1 pseudogene is annotated in these 247 nt (G+C 58.3%); it reads right to left on the reverse strand.

Annotated elements, in window-relative coordinates:
- Positions 1 to 247: pseudogene (locus D0N36_RS19340) on the reverse strand (IS3 family transposase); the annotation flags it as partial.

Below are 247 nucleotides of genomic sequence, written 5' to 3' on the forward strand. Positions count from 1 at the left end.
GGCTGGTAATACCAGCTCGACCGCTGTAGCGATACGAGCTGGCAGGCTCGGCGGGTCGAGATGCGATAGGCGTCGCGTAAGTGTTGAGCCACGTGGCGACGCTGCACGGGCTTCAGAACTTTTTTTTTGAGTACATCCTGCAGCATCTGCTTGTCCAGGCTCAGGTCCGCGACCAGCTGTTTGAGCTGCTGGTTCTCTTCTTCCAACTGTTTTAAACGGCGCAACTCGGACACGCCCAGCCCGCCGT

Origin of the sequence: Hymenobacter lapidiphilus, assembly GCF_003417065.2 — a bacterium.
Taxonomy (GTDB): Bacteria; Bacteroidota; Bacteroidia; order Cytophagales; family Hymenobacteraceae; genus Hymenobacter.